Genomic DNA, 18,091 nt, shown 5'->3' on the forward strand with positions numbered 1-18,091 from the left:
ATTCTATGGGATTAGTTGGGATCGGTGTGTGGCGAGGTGAGATGCCCGAGGTGTGGAAGAGCGAGCGTCGCCTGACGGCGATCAGTCGCTCGGCTCTCTCGGTGCCTGCCCGGCAGGCCGTCATCGACCAGCAGATCGGGCCCGGGGTGAGCGTCCTGGACTTTGGCTGCGGGCGTGGAGACGACGTGCGCAGCCTGCATCACATGCAGCTCGACGTTACTGGCTGGGATCCACACTTCTTCCCAGACGGCGAGCAGAAGCCTTCGGATGTGGTGCTGCTCACCTACGTGTTGAACGTCATCGAGAACCCGGCCGAACGGCGCGAAACCCTGCTGCGCGCCTGGACCCTGACTCGCGGGGTCCTGGTAGTCTCCGCCCGCCTGGTGTGGGAACGGAACAAGGTGAACGGCGATCAGCTCGCCGATGGGGTCCTGACTGGACGTGGAACCTTCCAGCACCTGTTTGGCGCGAGCGAGTTGCGCGACTTCGTACAGGAGACCACCGGCGTCCGCTGCGTGTCCGCAGCGCCCGGAGTCGTCTACGCGTTCCGGGACGATCCTGCCCGTATCGCCTTCCTCGCCCGCCGGATCGTGCCCGATGCCGAGTGGCTGGCCTCCGAGGACACCGCTTCCGCCATCGCCGCGGTGGTCGACTTCACCGAGCGGCGGGGCCGACTGCCCCGGCTGGAGGAGATGTCGGTTCCCCTATCAGAACTGTTGAGTCACCTCCGGGGTACCGAACTCCAGCGCCTGGTCCGGCGCTCCGCCGACCCGGAGAAGATGGCTGCGGGCGGCAAGCGCACGACGCTGAACACGTTGCTGTTCCTTGCGGTGGAGCTGTTCAACGGACGCGGCCCGTTCGGCAGCCTGCCGCTGCACATCCAGCTCGACATCCGGTCCTGCTTCTCCTCCTACCTGGAGGCGTGCAAACGTGCCGACCGGCTCCTGCTCAAGCTGCGCGACGACACCTACGTACGCGGCGCGATGCGGGGCTCGGAAGCCGGCAAGCTCACGCCGACCGCGCTCTATGTGCACCGCCGCGCCATCGAAAAGCTGCCCACCGTGCTGCGGCTGTATGAGCACTGCGCCGCCATTGCCGCTGGCCGCCCGCCGCAGTGGTCCGTGGTGAAGCTCAAGCACCAGGGACGAGCCGTCAGCTGGCTCGATTACCCCGACTTCGACACCGACCCGCACCCCAGACTGCACTCCTCCTACTCGATCGAGATGCGCAGCCTGGACACGACCCACCTGTCCTACGACAACTCGGTCAACCGGCCGCTGCTGCACCGCAAGCATGAGTTCCTGGCGCCGGACGACCCGGACGTGCCCAAGTACCGGCGGCTGACGGAGGCCGAAGTGCGGGCCGGACTGTACGACCAGCCGCACTTGATCGGAACCGAGCAGGGTTGGGAAGCCGAGCTGGAGCGCTGCTCGCGCGCTCTTCGCGGGCACCGACTGGTGCGCCGGCCTGCGAGCCCCAGAGGAATCCCGCCTCCGCAGGGCTCGGGAGAGGATGCAGAGCCGGAGCCCCCTACGGCTGGAGCTGGTTGACCGCAGCGGCCAGGTCGCCGACCTCGAATCCATCGACCTGGGAGGGCAGCCAGGACAGGCGCAGCCCGTTGGACACGATCTCATCGGGCAGTCCCATGGCTGTCAGCACGTGACTCGGAGTGTAGGAAGCGCTGGTGCATGCCGAGCCGGTGGCCACGGCCGCGACGCCCTTGAGGCCGATGATCAGGGCTTCGGCGTCCACGCCCTCGAAAGAGAGGTTGAGGATGTGCGGCACGGAGTGTTCGGGGTCGCCGTTCACGTGGTAGCGAGTGCCGGCGAGCCCGGCGAGGAGCTGCTCGCGGAACTTCTGCGCTCCGGCCAGCCACTGCTGGTGCTCCTTACGGAAGATCTCCTCCGCCTTCGCCAGTCCCATGATCAGCGGGACGGGCAGAGTACCCGGGCGGAGCTTGCGCTCCTGGCCGCCGCCGAACATCAGAGGCTGTAGGGGGAGCCGGTCCCAGCCGCGTCGACGGACCAGCAGCGCGCCGATGCCCTTCGGGGCGCCGATCTTGTGGCCGCTGATGCTGATCAGATCGATCGGCGCGATGAGGTCTTCCGGGAGCTTGGCGAAACCCTGGGCGGCGTCGACGTGGAAGTACGTGGACGTCTCGCGGAGGATTCGTCCGAGTTCGCTGACAGGCTGGATGACACCCGTCTCGTTGTTGACGTGCATGAGCGACACGAGCAAGGTGTCTGGGCGCAGGCGCTCGCGGACAGCTTCGACGCTGATCCTGCCGTGCTGGTCGGGCTTGAGGAAGTCGACCTCGAAACCGCGGCTTTGCAGGTGCTCGAGCGGTTCGAGGACCGCTTTGTGCTCGATCGCCGAGGTGATGATGTGCCGGCGCCCGGTCTGCTCGCCGTGCGGTGCGATCCCGAGCAACGCGATGTTGTTGCTCTCCGTCGCTCCGCTTGTGAAGATCAACTCTTCGGCTGGCGCCCCGAGTTGCGCAGCGAGCTGCGTACGCGCCTGCTGTACCGCCTTCTTGGCGCGCGTACCGTACTCGTGAGTACGGCTGCCAGCGTTGCCAAAGTCTTCGGTCATCCAGTGGAGCACGACATCAGCGACGCGTGGGTCGACGCGCGTGGTCGCGGCAGCATCAAGGTACGTTACCGACATCATTACTCTCTTCTACGAGAATCCCGTACAGTACGTCACTGAGATCACGTACGATACCGCCGTGATCGATCAACGAGGAGCTCAGGCGGCGGGGGAGGCGACGTTTGTCGGCTTCGAGTACATTTTTCCTGCCATCAGGGGAGTTCAGGCGGGACGAGAGTTCTTCGTTTCGATGTGCCCACTCCGGCTGATCCCTAAGATCTTCGTCTTCGATGACGATGAGATCGCCCCAGAAGTCCGCGCGCAGCGCGTACTCAACAAGGGCAGGTTGCCGGCGCTGACTCGGTACATTCTGGACAATCCAGATGATTACGTTTTCAGTGCGCTCACCGCCTCGATCGATGGCGAGATCACCTTTGAGGGCATTGCGAGTGAGGGCGCTGGGATGCGCGCCGGACAGATCCGCGTTCCGATGGCCGCGCGCTTCTTGATCAACGATGGGCAGCACCGCCGCGCTGCCATCGAGCTCGCGCTCAAAGAGAACCCGGACCTGGGAGACGAGACGATCGCCGTCGTTTTCTTCCACGACGCGGGTCTGGGGCGTTCCCAGCAGATGTTCGCCGACCTGAACCGGCACGCCGTGCGCCCGTCGCGCTCGATCGGCGTGCTCTACGACCAGCGTGACGACCTTGCCGGCCTGACCCGGCTACTGGCCCTGAAGTCCTCGGTGTTCAAGCAACACGTCGAAATGGAGAGCAGCACGCTGTCCGCGCGTTCGCGCAAGCTGTTCACGCTCAGCGCCCTGCACTCGGGCAATCAGTCCTTGCTCCAAGGGCTGGAGCTGAAACGTGACGAGGCAGCCGTACTGGCCCAGGCGTTCTGGGAATACGTTGACACGCTCATCCCCGAGTGGGCGATGGTCCGCGATCGCCGCATGACCGCTCCCGACGTGCGTCAGAACTACATTCACAGCCACGGCATCGCCTTGCACGCACTGGGACGTGTCGGCAACAGCTTGTTGCGTGAATCCGTCGACGCCACCGTGTGGCAACCGCGTTTGAAAAAGCTTGGCGGGGTCGACTGGTCCCGTACCAATACCGACTGGGAGGGCCGCGCGATCATTGGTGGCCGGGTCTCCAAGAGCCACGCCCAGGTCACTTTGACCGTGACCTACCTTCGCCGCATGCTGAAGCTCAGGCTCAGCCCTGAAGAGCAACGCGCCGAAGATGCTTATCAGCGAGGAGAGTCATGACTACCGCGACCCGACGAGTTGTGCCCTTCGAGGGCAGCAGTCTCGCGCAGGTGACCGCCGACCTCAAGGAGGAGATCCGCGAGCTCTATACCGCGGACGAGGTGCCCTGGGTGATTGGCTACAGCGGGGGCAAAGACTCCACTGCCACCCTGCAACTGGTGTGGCTGGCCCTCCAGGAACTGCCGGCCGAGCAGCGCACGAAGACCGTCTACGTCATCAGCACCGACACCTTGGTGGAGAACCCGGTTGTTGCCTCGTGGGTGAGCCAGTCCCTGGAGACCATGCGACAGGCGGCAGTCGAGCAGCAGTTGCCGATCGAGCCGAACCGCCTCACCCCCAAGGTCCAGGACACTTTCTGGGTGAACCTGATCGGGCGCGGCTACCCGGCGCCGCGCCCGAAATTCCGCTGGTGCACCGAGCGTATGAAGATCCGACCGTCAAACACCTTCATCCGCAAGGTGGTCCGTCGGCACGGCGAGGCCATCCTGGTGCTCGGTATCCGAAAGCAGGAGAGCCAGGCCCGGGCCCGGGCCATGGCCAAGCACGAGAAGCGCCGGGTACAGGAGCGCCTGTCCCCCAACGGCAACCTACCCAACTCGCTCGTCTACAGCCCGATCGAGGACTGGTCCAACGACGAGGTATGGACCTTCCTCATGCAGCAGCCCAACCCTTGGGGGCACCCCAACAAGGACCTGCTGACCATGTACCAGAGCGCCACAGAGGACCAAGAGTGCCCACTGGTAGTGGACGACTCAACGCCTTCCTGCGGCGACAGCCGCTTCGGCTGCTGGACCTGCACGCTCGTGGACCAGGACAAGTCCATGGCTGCCATGGTCAATAGTGGCGAGGAGATGGTGTGGATGGAACCGCTCCTGAAGTTGCGCGACAAGCTGGATGTCAGCGGTGAAGAGGAGCACCAGCTCCGGGACTTCCGCAAGATGAACGGCAGTATCCAACTGTTCGGCGAGCGCATCGTCCATGGCCCCTACACCCAGAAGGCTCGTGAGGACTGGCTGCGGCAGCTCCTCAAAGCCCAGTCTCGTGTACGGGCAGACGCCCCCGAGTACATCCGCGGGATTGAGCTGATCACGACGGAGGAACTTCACGAGATTCGACGCCTATGGGTCTTCGAGAAGCACGAGGTCGAGGACTCCCTGCCGCGCATCTACAAGGAAGAGACCGGTGAGGACTTCCCCGGCCGCCCGCTCGACGAGCACCTTGTCCTGGGCGCCGGCGAGATCGACTTGCTGCGCGAGGTATGTGATGGCGACGACCTGCTGTTCACCACCGCCCGCGAACTGCTCGAGGTGGAGCGCAAGTTCCGCACCATGACGCGCCGCTCGGGTCTGTTCGAAGCCCTGGAGAAGACGGTCAAGCGTGGCTTCTTCGAGGACAAGGCCGACGCGCATGCCTATGCGCTCAAAAAGAAGCAGTTGAACGAAGAGATCGCTGACCGCCTGCCCCTGATCGAGGACGAAGACTCCGCCGATGCTCCTGCGTAACATCACCCTGCACGACTTTGGGGCCTACCGGGGCGAGCAGTCTCTCGACCTCACCACGACCCCCGGCCGGCCGATCGTACTGATCGGCGGTATGAACGGCTGTGGCAAAACAACCCTGTTGGATGCCCTGCAGTTGGTTCTGTACGGACCCCGCGCCCGCTGCAGCGGGCGCGGCAACCGCCCGTACGAGACTTATCTGCGAGAGTGCATCAACCGCCAGGCCGACCCCACCACCGGTGCCGAGATCAAGCTTGAGTTCGCCATCACGGTCGAGGGCGAGGAACGCGTCTACAAGGTCTGCCGCAAGTGGGCGACTAGCGGAAAGACCTTGCACGAGTACGTCAATGTGCTCGTCGACGGCAACTTCAGCAAGGCCATCAGCGAAAGCTGGGCCGACCACGTGGAGGACCTGCTTCCCCTGGAGATTGGGTCCCTCTTCTTCTTCGACGGAGAGAAGATCGAATCCCTCGCTGACCCGGACCGCGCCTCTGCTGTCATCGAGTCCGCCGTGCACTCCCTGCTTGGCGTGAACACCGTCCAGCAGTTGCGCACCGACCTGCTTGCGCTGCAGCGCCGCCAGAAACTCACCGGAGAGGAACAGGAGACGGTCGCCCAGATCCGCGCCCTGGAAGCCAGGCACGACACAATCCAAGAGGAGGTCGACGCCACCAACGCAAGGGTCGCCGAGCTGCGGTCACGCCTTGACGCGGCCAAGGTGGTCCTGGACAACGCCGAGTATTCCTTCCAGCAGGACGGCGGAGAGCTCTACGAACGCCGCCGTGAACTGGAGAACCGCCGTAAGGACGTGGCCAAGGCCCTCGCGGCCACCGAGGCAGCGCTAGTTGACCTCGCTGCTGGCCCCCTGCCGCTATTGCTCGTGGGCGACCAGCTCAATGCTGCCCACAAGCAGGCGATTGTCGAACAGCAGGCCGATGAATCGGCCCAAATTCTTGGCGTCCTCGCTGACCGCGACGGCGACATCCTTGACCGCCTGAATGGGCACCTGTCCACCGATGATCTGCAGGTCTTTCGCGCCCACTTGGAGCGGGACCGCCGTGAGCGCGAGCTCGCCGGAAGTGCCGAGCGGATTCTCGAGCTCACGCCTGACGGGCACGCCCAGCTAGCAGGCATCGACCAGGTCTTGGCTCACGAGCTTCGACGTGGAAGGGAATTGCGCGCTCAAGCCGCAGAGCAGGCAGCTACGGCTGAGGCTCTGGACCGGCAGCTGGCTGGCGTCCCGGATGAGAAGCAAATCGCCACCCGGATTGCCGAGCGGGAACAGGCATTGCGTCGGGTTCACCAGCTGGAGGCAGACCTGGACAGCGCTCTCGCGGCGCACAGCACCAGTAAGAGCCGTCGCGAGGCGCTGACCGCCGAGCTGCAACGAGCCCACGAAGCGCGGGTCAAGACCTTGGTCAAGGCCGAGGAAGTGGCACGCGTCATCGCTTACTGCGACCGACAGCGCGCTGTCCTCGACAAGTTTGGTGCCGCTCTGCTGAATCGGCACATCAACAGGCTCGAAGTCGCGGTCCTGGACAGTTTCTCTAAGCTGATGCGTAAGCGGGGTCTTGTCAGCGACCTGCGCATTGACACGGACCGTTACCGGCTGACCCTGATCGATACCGATGGCGAGCCTCTCGACCCCGGACGCCTCAGCGCCGGCGAGCGCCAACTACTGGCGGTTTCCCTGGTGTGGGGTCTCGCCCGTGTCGCTGGCAACTGGCTTCCCAGCGTCATTGACACCCCCCTTGGGCGACTCGACAGTCGGCATCGCGAGCACCTGGTAGATCGCTACTTCCCGCACGCCAGCCACCAGGTCCTGCTGCTGTCCACTGATGAGGAGATCGACAAGCGGCTTCTAGGCCGCCTCAAGTCCTCGCTTGCTCACACCTACACCCTCGTTCACGACGACACCACGTTCACCACATCCGTGCAGCCGGGCTACTGGTGGACCTCCGGAGCAGCGCATGTCGCTTGAGATCATCCGCCTGTCCCAGACAGCGCGTGACCAGCTGGTCTGGCTCAAGCGCACCACCGGGATCAAGAACTGGAACGTCCTCTGCCGGTGGGCGCTGGCCATGTCCCTGCGTGAGCCCTCTACCCCGCTGGTCAAAGAGATCATCACGGACTCAAACGTCGAGATGTCCTGGAAGACCTTCGCGGGCACGTACGGCGACATCTACCTAGCACTGCTGCGGCAGCGCTGCGCGGTCGACGGTGAACCGCTGACGGACGAGTCCCTGAGTCGAGCGCTGACGATCCATCTGCACCGCGGCATCGGCTACCTCGCTGGTAATCAGGAGATCCGCACAATCCGCGAGCTCGTGGGCTCGGCCTGCGAGTAGGCGACCACCCGCGAAGCGTAGGAGTCGGCCCAGGGCACAAGGCGGCGCCACCGCCTTGTGCCCTGGGCCAACCGTTTTTGGAGCGAAGCTCGCGTACCCGATACAGCTGTGTTCTGGCACACCTGCCGAGCTGCGCTGCGACTTCTTCGAACGCTGCGCCGCAGGGGAACCTTCTGGCAGGGACCCGCGTGTGTCAGTGGCATGCCCTACGCTAATTTTTCACAAAGGGCCGCAGGCGCAAGTTGCGGGGACGCCGTCGCGTCCGGGGAGAGGGTTGGTCGCGAGTGCATAGATGCTGCAAGATCTTTTGTCGCGCTCTGGTCAGGAGCCAGCAGGCTGCTGACCAGAGCGCGGTCAGACTGCCTGGGGCTCATGAGCAGCGCCCCCCGATGGCTCCTTTCGTAGGGGAACGCCAGCTGTGACCAATGCTCTCTCGCACAGCCGCTACTCAATGTTGGACGTCGATCAAGCGCCTGAGACTCCTGGGCTGTACGCCTGGTATGTCAGTTTCCGAGCCGGTCCGCATGACTGGAAGATGAAGCCCAGCCCGGAGGGCGATCAAGCGATCGAGGGCTTCTTGCGGCTGCTCAGAAAGTACGCCGGCTACTACGAGCCGCTCCCTATCGCCCTGCGGGGGCGTGGCTCCTACGGCGCCGCGTGGGAAGGCGAACTCCAGCTCGACACGCCCCTGCACGATCCGGATGAGGCAAGCAACGACACCGCTGTGGAAGAGGACAAGCGCCTAGAGATACTCATGGATTCCTTGGACAGCGAGGAAAGACGTCGAGTGATGGCCACCATCTTGGAGATAGCGTCCCCGGTGTTCTCCTCGCCGCTGTACATAGGTGTCGCCGAGAATCTGCGCGAGCGCCTACGCACCCATCGCCGCGACTTCACCAAGGCGTACGACTGGCTGCGTGAACACCCTGAGGATGCGGAGACCGTCCGTGCGAAGGGAAGGACGTTCGGCGCGCGGGCAGCCGCTCGCAACATGGCCATGGGCCACCTCGAAGCCTGGGTCATCGACCTAGGTGATCAAGCAGACGACGCTGTGACCATCAAGCACCTGCGAAACACCGCAGAGTCAGCCGAATGGCTGCTCCACCGGCTGTACGCGCCGATTCTCGGAAGGCAGTAGGACACGATGTTCGGCTCAGGAACCAAGCTCACGTTCCGTGACTACGTCCAGGGGACGTGGGGCACCTTCGCCACGCCGGCCGGCCGGGTGGACTACATCATGACCAAGGCTCGGCTCGGCGAGGTGACCGACGATCCCGAGCGCCAGCTCACCAAGAGCCTTGCACCTGTCCGTGAGGTCATGGAAGCCGGGGATCTGGACTTCAACCAGCTTCTGCAGCGTGACCTGGACGACCACCGGGTCGCGGTCAAGCTCATCCCCTACCTGCTGGATCTCAAGCCCACCGGCCCGGCGTTCTTCCCACCGATCGTCGCGGTCCTGTTGCCCTTCCGTGGCAAGCGTCCCTCGTTCTTCGAGCCGCTGGGCCAGCAGAAGGTGGTCCCGGATGACGGCGCTCGCTGGCAGCAAGAGCAGGCAGGGACGTCTTTCCGGGTCCAGCGACTGGTCGGGGACGACGACCGCCTCCACCCGGCGAGTGTCGGCAAGCTGTGGTGGAACAAGACCGAGTCTCAGCTCGTGGTCCTCGATGGCCAGCACCGCGCGATGGCGCTTCTGGCGGTGGAGCGCACCATGACCAAGAGCTGGCAGGACTCCGGTGGCGCACGCTTCCGTTCCTTCTACGAGAATCAAGTCACCCAGGCCCTCCACGACTTTGGCAATGTGGATCTGAGCCGCATCGAAGTTCCGGTGACCGTGTGTTGGTTCCCCGAAGAGACTGGCGAGGATGCAAAGCCGCATGAGGCGGCACGCAAGCTCTTTGTCGACGTCAACAAGGAAGCACGTCCGCCCTCCGACTCGCGGATCATCCTGCTGTCGGATGCTGAACTGAGCAACGTGCTGACCCGCCGTATGCTCAGTGAGCTGCGCAACGACACCAGCGACTCCCTGTTGCCCATTTACGCGGTCGAGTACGACAACCCGGAGGTGAACTCCACCCGGCCGGCCCGGTGGTCTGTACTGACCAATATCCACCTCCTCAAGTTCGCGGTCGACCGTTGCGTTTTCGGCCCTCCCAAATACCTGAACAACGTCGCACAGAAGATCGGAGGTCGACTCAGCCAGACCGAGCTGGACACGTTCATGCAGAGGCAGCTGGACCTCACCAGCCTCTTCCCGGACCAGTTTGAGGACGGCGGCTTCACTTACCAGCGGGAAAAGATCGGCAACACTGAGTTCCCGCTGGGGCGGATGGACGTCATCAGCGATCGGTTCGCCGCAACTTGGGGTCGGGCCATCCTCACCCTGCTCTCACGGACGGCCCCTTACGCTGCTCACGCCAAGGCGTTGACGCAGTCGAAGGACGACTGGCACATCGACGACACCGGACTGACGCTCGCTCACGATGCCCTGTTCAGTGGGGTGGGTGTGTTTTGGACGCTGCGCGACAGCTACGAGCATTACCTGGAGAAGAAGGCCGCAGGCCTGAAGGCGACGAAATCCGATGTAATCCGCGCTTGGGAAGCGCTGAAGGGCCGCGAGGAGACCTTCGAGACTTACCGGGCGCGGGCGTATCTGGATTCCGGTCGCACCGCCGCGCTCAAACAGTCGAAAGCTGCCTACGCAGTGTTCAACACACATGCTTGCCAGTTGGGCATGGTGATGACTCTCGGGTCACTGTGGGAACTGCGCAAGGAACAGTCAGACGGTGTCGACATCAATGAGCTCCCGCAGTTCGCGGACGCTCTGGTGACGGCGTGGAACGCCTACTTCGCCCTGGAGCAGGGGAAGGCCAAGGACCGCAGGCTTGCGTTCAACAAGAACGAGGTCAGCCACCCCTTGAACCAGATCGCCAATATGGACACTCCGCAGGCGGTCTACTTCCGGTACTTCTGGCTTCAGGTACTGGACACGCCCGAGGCATGGGCGCACGTTGCTCCGTGGTTCGTGAACCGGACAGCGTTCGAGAACATGCTCAGCACTGCGCGTGGCCTTTACCTGGAGCTGTGTCAAGACCAGCAGTTCAAGGCGCTCAAGACCAACAGGCCCGGAGTCGTCGACGCGAAGCTACGGCCAGAGGCAGAGAAGGTAGCCCGAACAGCGTTGGGACGTGCACTCAAGGAGTGGTTCTACGGCACCGACGAGCCGTACACGAGCTGGCTGGCTCAGTTCGCCCAGGAAGGAGTCCCCACGCAGCAGCCGGACGACGCTGCCGGCGATGCCGAGGACCCCGCGGGAAGCGCAGAGGGAGCCGAGGACGAGCCGGTGACCAGTGTGGACGACCTGCTTGGTGAGTGAGCCGCGGTTCGGTGGCGGGGGCCATTTTAGCCTTCGCCGCCGACTCCGGTAGATGTTCCACTGGCACGTAAGAGGTAGGAAAGATGTCGCCCTCGTTCTCGTCGCCCACGCCGACGTGGCAGGTCGTGCTGCCGTGGCTGGATCAGCTGGCGCCCGAGGAGTTGCTCGCACTCCAGGGGCTGGGAGGGCCAGCGCAGTGGTGGCTGCGTGAGACGCCTGAAGAGACAAGTTTGCGGCGTCCGTACATGGACGACGTCTTCGATTTGTTCGCGTCTTTCCTCTGCTGGGGCAGTGGTTCAGTGTTGCTGGACGAGAAGCAGTTGCTCCTCCTGCTTCCCTTTCTGCCTAAGGACATGCCGACGGCGGAGTTGGCTTTGGACGCGAGGGCGCTGGAAGTGCTGGAAGCGGCGGGCGGCAGGACGCTGGGCGAAGTGGGGCAACTGGCCCCGATGGACATCGTCAACCTGCCGAAGGTTCGCATCGAGATAAAGCGCGAAGTCCTCGCCGCTCTCGTGCGCGCGGGTGTCACGTTCCCACAGAGGGACAGAACCGAGGAGTCCCCGGTGCCGGCAGCAGCAGGATCAAGTTCGAGCGCAGCGCCGGACACCGCGATCTCTGACTGGTTCGTCGGTCTGGACGCTCGACAGCAAGATCTAATCACCCTGCATCTGTGTGCAGTGGCCCCGTTGCCGGTCGACGAGCTGGCCGCACGCTACCGCACCATGCGGCCGTGGATGACACGGTTGCTTGACGAACTGCCCGAGCGGCTGGGGACCGCGGCTTCGGACTCCACGGGGATCCGTTCCGCCTTGACGCTGTTCAGCACTGCGACAGTGGCCCCCGTCACACGCAGCGACCTGCTTGAGCAACTTCCTTGGCTCGCGGTCGAGTTGCCGGGCAGCAATGTGATGGTGCTTGAGTTGTTGGTCGCTCTTCACTGGTCCGGGAGCATAGATGGAGAGTGGCTGTTCAGTGGCTCGCTCGAGGAAATGCGCAAGCTCACCCGAGACGCACTTGATCTAGAGGCGGGAGAGTGCTTGTCCTGGGCCACAGCCAGACGGCTAATCGAAGGCGCTAGCGAGTCCCTCAAGGCCACAGAGGAGTGGCTCCGCTACTGCGGGTTGCGGTTGATGGACAACCGCCAGGTCGAACTCGACGGATCGTCCCAGCCTGTCACCGATCAGACGGGCGCCTCAGCGATGGAGGGCGACTACGTACTCGCTCCGCCACGGACTGCTACCGAAGCAGCGTCCCTGGAAGAGACTCTGAGGGGGTTGCCCGCCCAAACGCACAGGGACTCTCTCCCGGCTCCCGTGCAGTCTGGCGATGCGACGACGCCGGAGTTGATTGACGTACTCGAGCAGCTCCGCGAGTTCGCCTGCGAGCATCGGCCTGGCGAGCAGCTGGCCGATCTGCTGCGCGACAGCGACGAGTTTCCCGAGCCATTGCGGACGCTGACGGCACGCATCCTCGCCGCAGTCGCGCGAGCCGACGGCTGGGAGCTGCCTGACGATGCCCTTTCTAGCGATGCTTCTGCGGCACCTGCCCGCACGCTTGATGCTGATTCCGCCGCTGGGAGCGGTTCGCGTCGCGAGACACTCAACGAGCGAGCTTGGAACGTGCTCAACGAGCTCGGCCATCCACTGGACTCGAAACTGCTGGTCGATCGCATGGGCTCCGACGTGAACATCCGCTCGCTGAAAGCGCAGCTGCCCAGGGATTCCCGGTTCGTACGGAGCGACGTGGACTCCTGGGCGCTCACTGAGTGGGGACTGCGCCCATACACCACGATCAAGGAACTCGTCACGGAGGAGGTGGACCTGGCTAACGGTTCGATTCCGACAGATGAGCTGGTCGCCATCCTGACCCGCGAGTTCACCATCAACGAATCCAGCGTGCGTCAGGTCGCCTCTTCCCCTCCCTTCACTGCGCGTGGCGGCGTGGTACGTCGTCTCAGCGACGTCCGGCGTGAGGAGAGCGACGAGCGGGCCTCGGCCGACAGCAGTGCTGAGAGCCCTGACGATGATGGGCCGTCACCGGACGACCTGATCGATCTCATGGGGCTGTGATGAACAGACGGGAATCCGTGCTCCGCGCGGCCGATCTGCTCGCTGACTATCGCAGCGACCGCTGCGACATCGCCCGCGACTTCTACGTCCCCGCCCTGGCCGCTGCTACCTCCTACGACCGGGCGGTCGGATACTTCAGCGCATCGGTGCTGGCCGTGCTCGGCCGGGGACTAGATGACTTCGCGGCTCGCGGCGGGACGATGCGCATCGTCGCTTCCCCACAGCTCAACGCAGAGGACGTGAAGCAGATACAAGCCGGATACGAGTTGCGTGCCGTGCTGGAGCAGGCGGCTCTGCGCGACATCGAGCAGGCAACTCAGGACCCGCGGGCAGCCCGGGGGCTTGGCAAGCTCGGCCTGCTCGTGGCAGACGGCCGGCTCGACATCAAACTCGCATACATCAGCTCGGGCGACAGGATCGGTATCTACCACGAGAAGATCGGGATTTTCCGCGACGGACACGACCTGGTGGCCTTCAAAGGCAGCGCCAACGAGACCATGCCAGGACTGGTCGGCAATTTTGAGTCCATTGAGGTGTTCCGCACCTGGGAGCCGGGGGACAGCACACGCGCCGTACGGATCAGCCAGGACTTCGAAGACCTCTGGGACGATCGAACCCCGCTGCTACGGGTGATCGACTTCACCGCCGCCGCAAAAGGAGTCATCGAGGAGTGCGCGAACCGCACCGCATCTCAGACTGAGCCCGAGCTGCCGCCCATGGACGGTGCTGTCATCACCCTGCCCCGCCCGGAGGCATCCGGACGGCTCGTCATCCCCGGCGAGCTGACCGTGCGGGACTACCAGAAACAGGCCGTCGAGCGGTGGTTCGCCAACGGTGGTCGCGGCATCCTGCGCATGGCCACCGGCACGGGCAAGACGCTGACTGCGCTGTCCGCCGCAGCACAGTTGACCCGCATGCTGCACAGCCGCGACGAACCGCTGCTGACCCTCGTCATCGCCCCCTATCAGCACTTGGTCGACCAGTGGTCAAGGGACATTGCGTGGTTCGGCATGCAGCCGGTCCGCGCCTACGAGTCCACCACTAGCTGGTACGGGAGAGCCTCGTCACTCCTCGACGCGCTGGCGCTGGCGACGGCGAAGGGCGGCGTCATCGTCACCACCAACACCACCTTCGCTGCAGACCCGTTGCAGGGAATCCTGGCCCGCTACCGCGGTCGCCTGCTCGTCATCGCGGACGAGTGCCACAATCTTGGCGCCAAACGCCTGCGAGAGAAGCTTCCCGCCTCAGCCGGCTACCGGCTCGGGCTGTCGGCCACGCCGGAGCGTTGGTTCGACGACCAAGGCACTGCCGCGCTGACGGACTACTTTGGCGATGTCGTTTTCGAAATGGGCATCGGCGACGCCATCCGCGCGGGCGCACTCTGTCGCTACACCTACACTCCGGTCCTGGTCGAGCTGGACGACGAGGAGGCGTTTCTCTATGCGGAGGTGACCGAGAAGATCGCCAGGATCATCGCGGCCCAAGGCTTCTCAGACGATACGGACGACGACAGCCCGCTCGGCAAGCTCCTGCGCAAGCGCTCGAACGTCCTGGGGCACGCACGCGCCAAGCTGCCTGCCCTGCGCCGTGAGATCACTGCGCGCCGCGACGACTGGTACCAGCTGCTGTACTGCGCCGAGGGTCGCCATCCCCTGGCCCACGAGACCGGCGACATCGATGAGCCGACCCAACTTCAGCAGGCGCTGTCCTTGGTCGGCAAGGACTTGCGTATGCCGGCAGCCCCATACACCGCCGAAACTAGGCGCGGTGAGCGACAGAATCTGCTGCGCCGATTCGCCGCAGGCAGAGAACTTCAGGTCCTGCTGTCGATGAAGTGCCTCGACGAGGGCGTCGACGTGCCGGCGGCACGCACTGCCTACCTGCTCGCCAGCTCCTCCAACCCGCGGCAGTTCATCCAGCGCCGAGGTCGCGTCCTGCGCAAGGCCCCTGGGAAGGAACGCGCTGACATCGTCGACTTCATCGTCGTCCCACCGGATGGAGCAAGCGATCTGCAGCACGAGACCGAACGCCGAATGGTCGCCCGTGAGCTGACACGGGTCACTGAGTTCGCTCGGCTCGCCGACAACGAGGCACGCACCCTGGACATCCTGCGCCCGCTACGCCTGCGCTACGGGCTCTTGGACACCTGAAGCAATGTGAGCAACGCCAGTACAGCCCGAAGTGTGGAGAGAGGTCATGGGAACGACGGAGAGCTTGAAGGACATCATGGACGGCCTGTCGCCAGAGGCCAGGAAGCTTGTGGCGAAGGTGTGGCAACTCGAACGTGAGCACCTGCATGTCAAGAACCCAACCCTGCTCACCGATGAGATCGTCCGTGCCGCCAAGGAGCTGGCCAAATGAAACTGCTCAAGCTCACGTTGGAAAACTTCCGTGTCTTCCACGGCGCTCAGAAGCTCGATCTTGAGGTTTCAGAGGACAAGCCCGCTGTCCTTATCTTCGGCATGAACGGTGCGGGCAAGACAACCCTGCTCAATGCTTTCACGTGGGCCTTGTACGGCACTTTCTCCGACGATGTGGAGCGCCAAGAGCGTGTGATCAACGACCACGCGTGGGCGCAGACCCCCTTCGGCGGACTGGTCAGCGCTTCGGTGAAACTTGAGTTCGAGCACGAGGGGCTGAACTTCACCGTGCACCGCGCGGTCACCACAACCAAGAACGCCGACGAGCAGAGCGCACTGACCCCGAAGCTCACTGTCACCCAATCGGAGCATGGAGCCAGCACAACGGTCCAGAATGGTCAGGACCGTATTCAGAAGATTCTCCCCGAGGGCCTGCGCCAGTTCTTCTTCTTCAACGGTGAACGCATGGAGCGAATGTTCACCGGTGACCGTACAGATGAGGTCCAGCAGGCGATCAAGACCTTGATGGGTCTGGAAGAGATCGAACGTGCGATCGGTACCCACCTGCCGGCCGCCTCCCGCAAGCTGAGCCGTCAGGTGGGTAGCAACGGCGACGGGCGGCTGCAGGCGCTGACCGCCGAGCAGGACCGGCTGGAGCAGCAGAAGATCGACGTGCACAAGGAACTGCTCCAGCTCTCGGAAAACGCTGCCGGCTATGAGCGCGAAGTCGAGGCGGCGAACCGAGCACTTCTGGCCAACGGTAAGGCCGCTCCTCTGCAGCGCCAGCGGGCCAAACTCAAGTTCCGACTCGATGAACTGGTGGCCAAGCGCATCGAGCGCCAGGAGCGAAAGCGGGACCTCCTGGCCAAGAACAGCTTCCTGGCGTTCACTGGCGGCATCGACAGCACGGTGCTGGACCTGGCCGAAGGTATGCGCAAGCGCCGAGAACTGCCTGCGGGCATCCAGCGTGACTACATTGACGGCCTGCTCGAGGACGGGCTGTGCATGTGCGGGCGTGACCTGCCCGAGGGCTCTGAAGCACGCATAGCGTTGGAAGAACGCCGCTACAACGCAGGACTCGCTGATGTCGAGAGCCGTTGGATGTACCTGCGCGGCAAGACCGCCGATCTCACGCTGGCCCGTGCTGATCTGCTCGCGAAACTGCGTGAGTGCGTCGCCGACATCGAGGACATCGAAGCGTCGATCAAGCAGATCGACGCTGAGACGAGCGACATCGCCCGCGAGCTTGAGGGTGTCGACGTGATGGACGTGCAGCGCCTGGAGGAGCGGCGCAAGGAGTTCGACCGAAAGCGCCTGGACGCGCTGCAACAGCACCGGGAAGCCCAGTCACAGCTGACGGAGCTGGACGAGCAGATTGAAAAGGTGCGGCGGCAGTTCCACTCGGCGCGTGTGCAGGACGAGGAGTCCAAGCGAATCCAGCGTCAGGTCTTGCTGGTCGACGAAGTCCTCGACGCATTCCAGAGGATCTTGGCAGTGAAGACCGAGGAGGTCCGCCAGCAGCTCGATGCTAAGGTCAAGAGCGTCTTCGGACGAATTTGTATCAGGCCCTTCACGCCCAGCCTGACCACGTCCTTCGCCCTTGAACTCGTCAATCACTCGGCGGGTGTCGCGGCGGCCCGCAGTACCGGTGAGAACCAGATCCTGGGCCTGTCGTTCGTTGGCGCCGTCTCCGAATTGACGAAGGAGACATACGACCGCAAGCAGAAGGCCACAGACGCTGTCCTGGGGGGTGGCGGAGTGTATCCCGTCGTCATGGACGCTCCGTTCGGGAACCTCGATGTGGCGTACCAGAACGACATCGCCGAGTCGCTGCCGAAGCTGACGTCCCAGATCGTCACCCTGCTGTCGAAGTCCCAGTCCCGCGGCATGGTGCTGGAACACCTCGGGCAGGCCGCGTCGCGCATGTATGTGCTGCGTTCATACACCACGAACTCGGACGCCGACGAGGACAGCATCACCATCCACGGCCGTGAGTTCCCCTACGTCTCACACGGCGAGTTCAACCACACCGTCCTTGAAGAGGTGACTGCCTGATGGCCGTTGAGATCCGGTTCCGTCGCCCTGCCGAACACGAGCAGTTGCTGGCCCTCCTCACTGGCAAGGACGGTCCCTTCCGAGCCAACTACGAGGCGCTGTTGTTCGCCGCCGCTCTCGGCCGCAGGAAGGAACGGCGTGTCCCGTTCGAGAAGTCGGGTGAAATGATCCGCTACGCCCTCGTTGAGAACCGGCCCTACGGCGATGTGCTCATCGACCTGATCGCCGCTGCCGAGGTCCCCGACGATGCGAAGATCCTGGGTGACGACCGGCTTGCCGACCGATTGAGGATCTTCGAGGAATACGCCAACGGTGGGCTGCACTGCCTCCAGGGAGAGATCAACGCTCGGGGCAGCCGGGACCTTGTCGCGATCGTCAGTTCGCTCGTGCTGGATGCGCTCACACCGGCGGCTGACCAGGACGGCGACCCCGTCAAGGACATGCTGGACGCCCTGGAGTGGTAGCAGAGAGCCGCTGCGGGCAGCCCGTCGGGCGCCCGCAGCGCGCCTACTGGTGTTGAGCTGGAGG

General features: G+C 64.0%; 13 protein-coding genes. 12 read left to right on the forward strand and 1 reads right to left on the reverse strand.

The window, feature by feature from the left end; all coding sequences use genetic code 11:
• The first annotated feature begins 41 nt into the window (after positions 1-41).
• Positions 42-1,550, forward strand: coding sequence for a DNA phosphorothioation-associated putative methyltransferase (locus O7595_RS24320; protein ID WP_269730740.1), 1,509 nt, complete (start codon positions 42-44; stop codon positions 1,548-1,550).
• Here O7595_RS24320 and dndA read toward each other — a convergent pair.
• Positions 1,531-2,670, reverse strand: coding sequence for a cysteine desulfurase DndA (dndA, locus tag O7595_RS24325; RefSeq protein ID WP_269730741.1), 1,140 nt, complete (start codon positions 2,668-2,670; stop codon positions 1,531-1,533). The two genes, O7595_RS24320 and dndA, sit on opposite strands and share 20 nt — an antisense overlap.
• A gap of 58 nt (positions 2,671-2,728) precedes the next feature.
• On the opposite strand from dndA, the gene dndB reads away from it, so the two are divergent.
• The 11 genes from dndB (at position 2,729) to O7595_RS24380 (ending at position 18,027) form a co-directional block, all read left to right on the forward strand.
• Complete coding sequence (dndB, locus tag O7595_RS24330; RefSeq protein WP_269730742.1) at positions 2,729-3,859, forward strand: DNA sulfur modification protein DndB; 1,131 nt, start codon at positions 2,729-2,731, stop codon at positions 3,857-3,859.
• Positions 3,856-5,361 (forward strand): DNA phosphorothioation system sulfurtransferase DndC, encoded by a 1,506-nt coding sequence (gene dndC, locus O7595_RS24335; RefSeq protein ID WP_269730743.1) that lies wholly within the window; start codon positions 3,856-3,858, stop codon positions 5,359-5,361. Before dndB ends, dndC begins: the two co-directional genes overlap by 4 nt.
• Positions 5,348-7,339, forward strand: a complete 1,992-nt coding sequence (gene dndD, locus O7595_RS24340; RefSeq protein WP_269730744.1) for a DNA sulfur modification protein DndD — start codon at positions 5,348-5,350, stop codon at positions 7,337-7,339. Before dndC ends, dndD begins: the two co-directional genes overlap by 14 nt.
• A complete protein-coding gene (gene dndE / locus O7595_RS24345; RefSeq protein ID WP_269730745.1) occupies positions 7,329-7,706 on the forward strand; it encodes a DNA sulfur modification protein DndE in 378 nt (125 codons plus the stop codon). The genes dndD and dndE overlap by 11 nt, the downstream gene beginning before the upstream one ends.
• 418 nt (positions 7,707-8,124) lie before the next feature.
• Positions 8,125-8,844, forward strand: coding sequence for a hypothetical protein (locus O7595_RS24350; RefSeq protein ID WP_269730746.1), 720 nt, complete (start codon positions 8,125-8,127; stop codon positions 8,842-8,844).
• 6 nt (positions 8,845-8,850) lie between these two features.
• The gene (locus tag O7595_RS24355) at positions 8,851-11,079 is read left to right on the forward strand and encodes a DNA sulfur modification protein DndB (RefSeq protein WP_269730747.1); all 2,229 of its coding nucleotides are present in this window, start codon (positions 8,851-8,853) and stop codon (positions 11,077-11,079) included.
• Positions 11,080-11,162: 83 nt separating this feature from the next.
• A complete protein-coding gene (locus O7595_RS24360) occupies positions 11,163-13,148 on the forward strand; it encodes a hypothetical protein (RefSeq protein ID WP_269730748.1) in 1,986 nt (661 codons plus the stop codon).
• On the forward strand, positions 13,148-15,298 hold the full coding sequence (locus tag O7595_RS24365) for a DEAD/DEAH box helicase family protein (RefSeq protein ID WP_269730749.1): 2,151 nt from the start codon (positions 13,148-13,150) through the stop codon (positions 15,296-15,298). The genes O7595_RS24360 and O7595_RS24365 overlap by 1 nt, the downstream gene beginning before the upstream one ends.
• A 46-nt stretch (positions 15,299-15,344) precedes the next feature.
• Positions 15,345-15,509 (forward strand): hypothetical protein, encoded by a 165-nt coding sequence (locus tag O7595_RS24370; protein WP_190152738.1) that lies wholly within the window; start codon positions 15,345-15,347, stop codon positions 15,507-15,509.
• Entirely contained in the window at positions 15,506-17,563 is a 2,058-nt protein-coding gene (locus tag O7595_RS24375; protein ID WP_269730750.1) for an AAA family ATPase, read from the forward strand. Before O7595_RS24370 ends, O7595_RS24375 begins: the two co-directional genes overlap by 4 nt.
• Positions 17,563-18,027: a DNA phosphorothioation-associated protein 4 gene (locus tag O7595_RS24380; protein WP_269730751.1), complete on the forward strand. Its 465-nt coding sequence runs from the start codon at positions 17,563-17,565 to the stop codon at positions 18,025-18,027. Before O7595_RS24375 ends, O7595_RS24380 begins: the two co-directional genes overlap by 1 nt.
• The last annotated feature ends 64 nt before the right edge of the window (positions 18,028-18,091 follow it).

This window comes from Streptomyces sp. WMMC940 (assembly GCF_027460265.1).
In the GTDB taxonomy this organism is placed as follows: Bacteria; Actinomycetota; Actinomycetes; order Streptomycetales; family Streptomycetaceae; genus Streptomyces.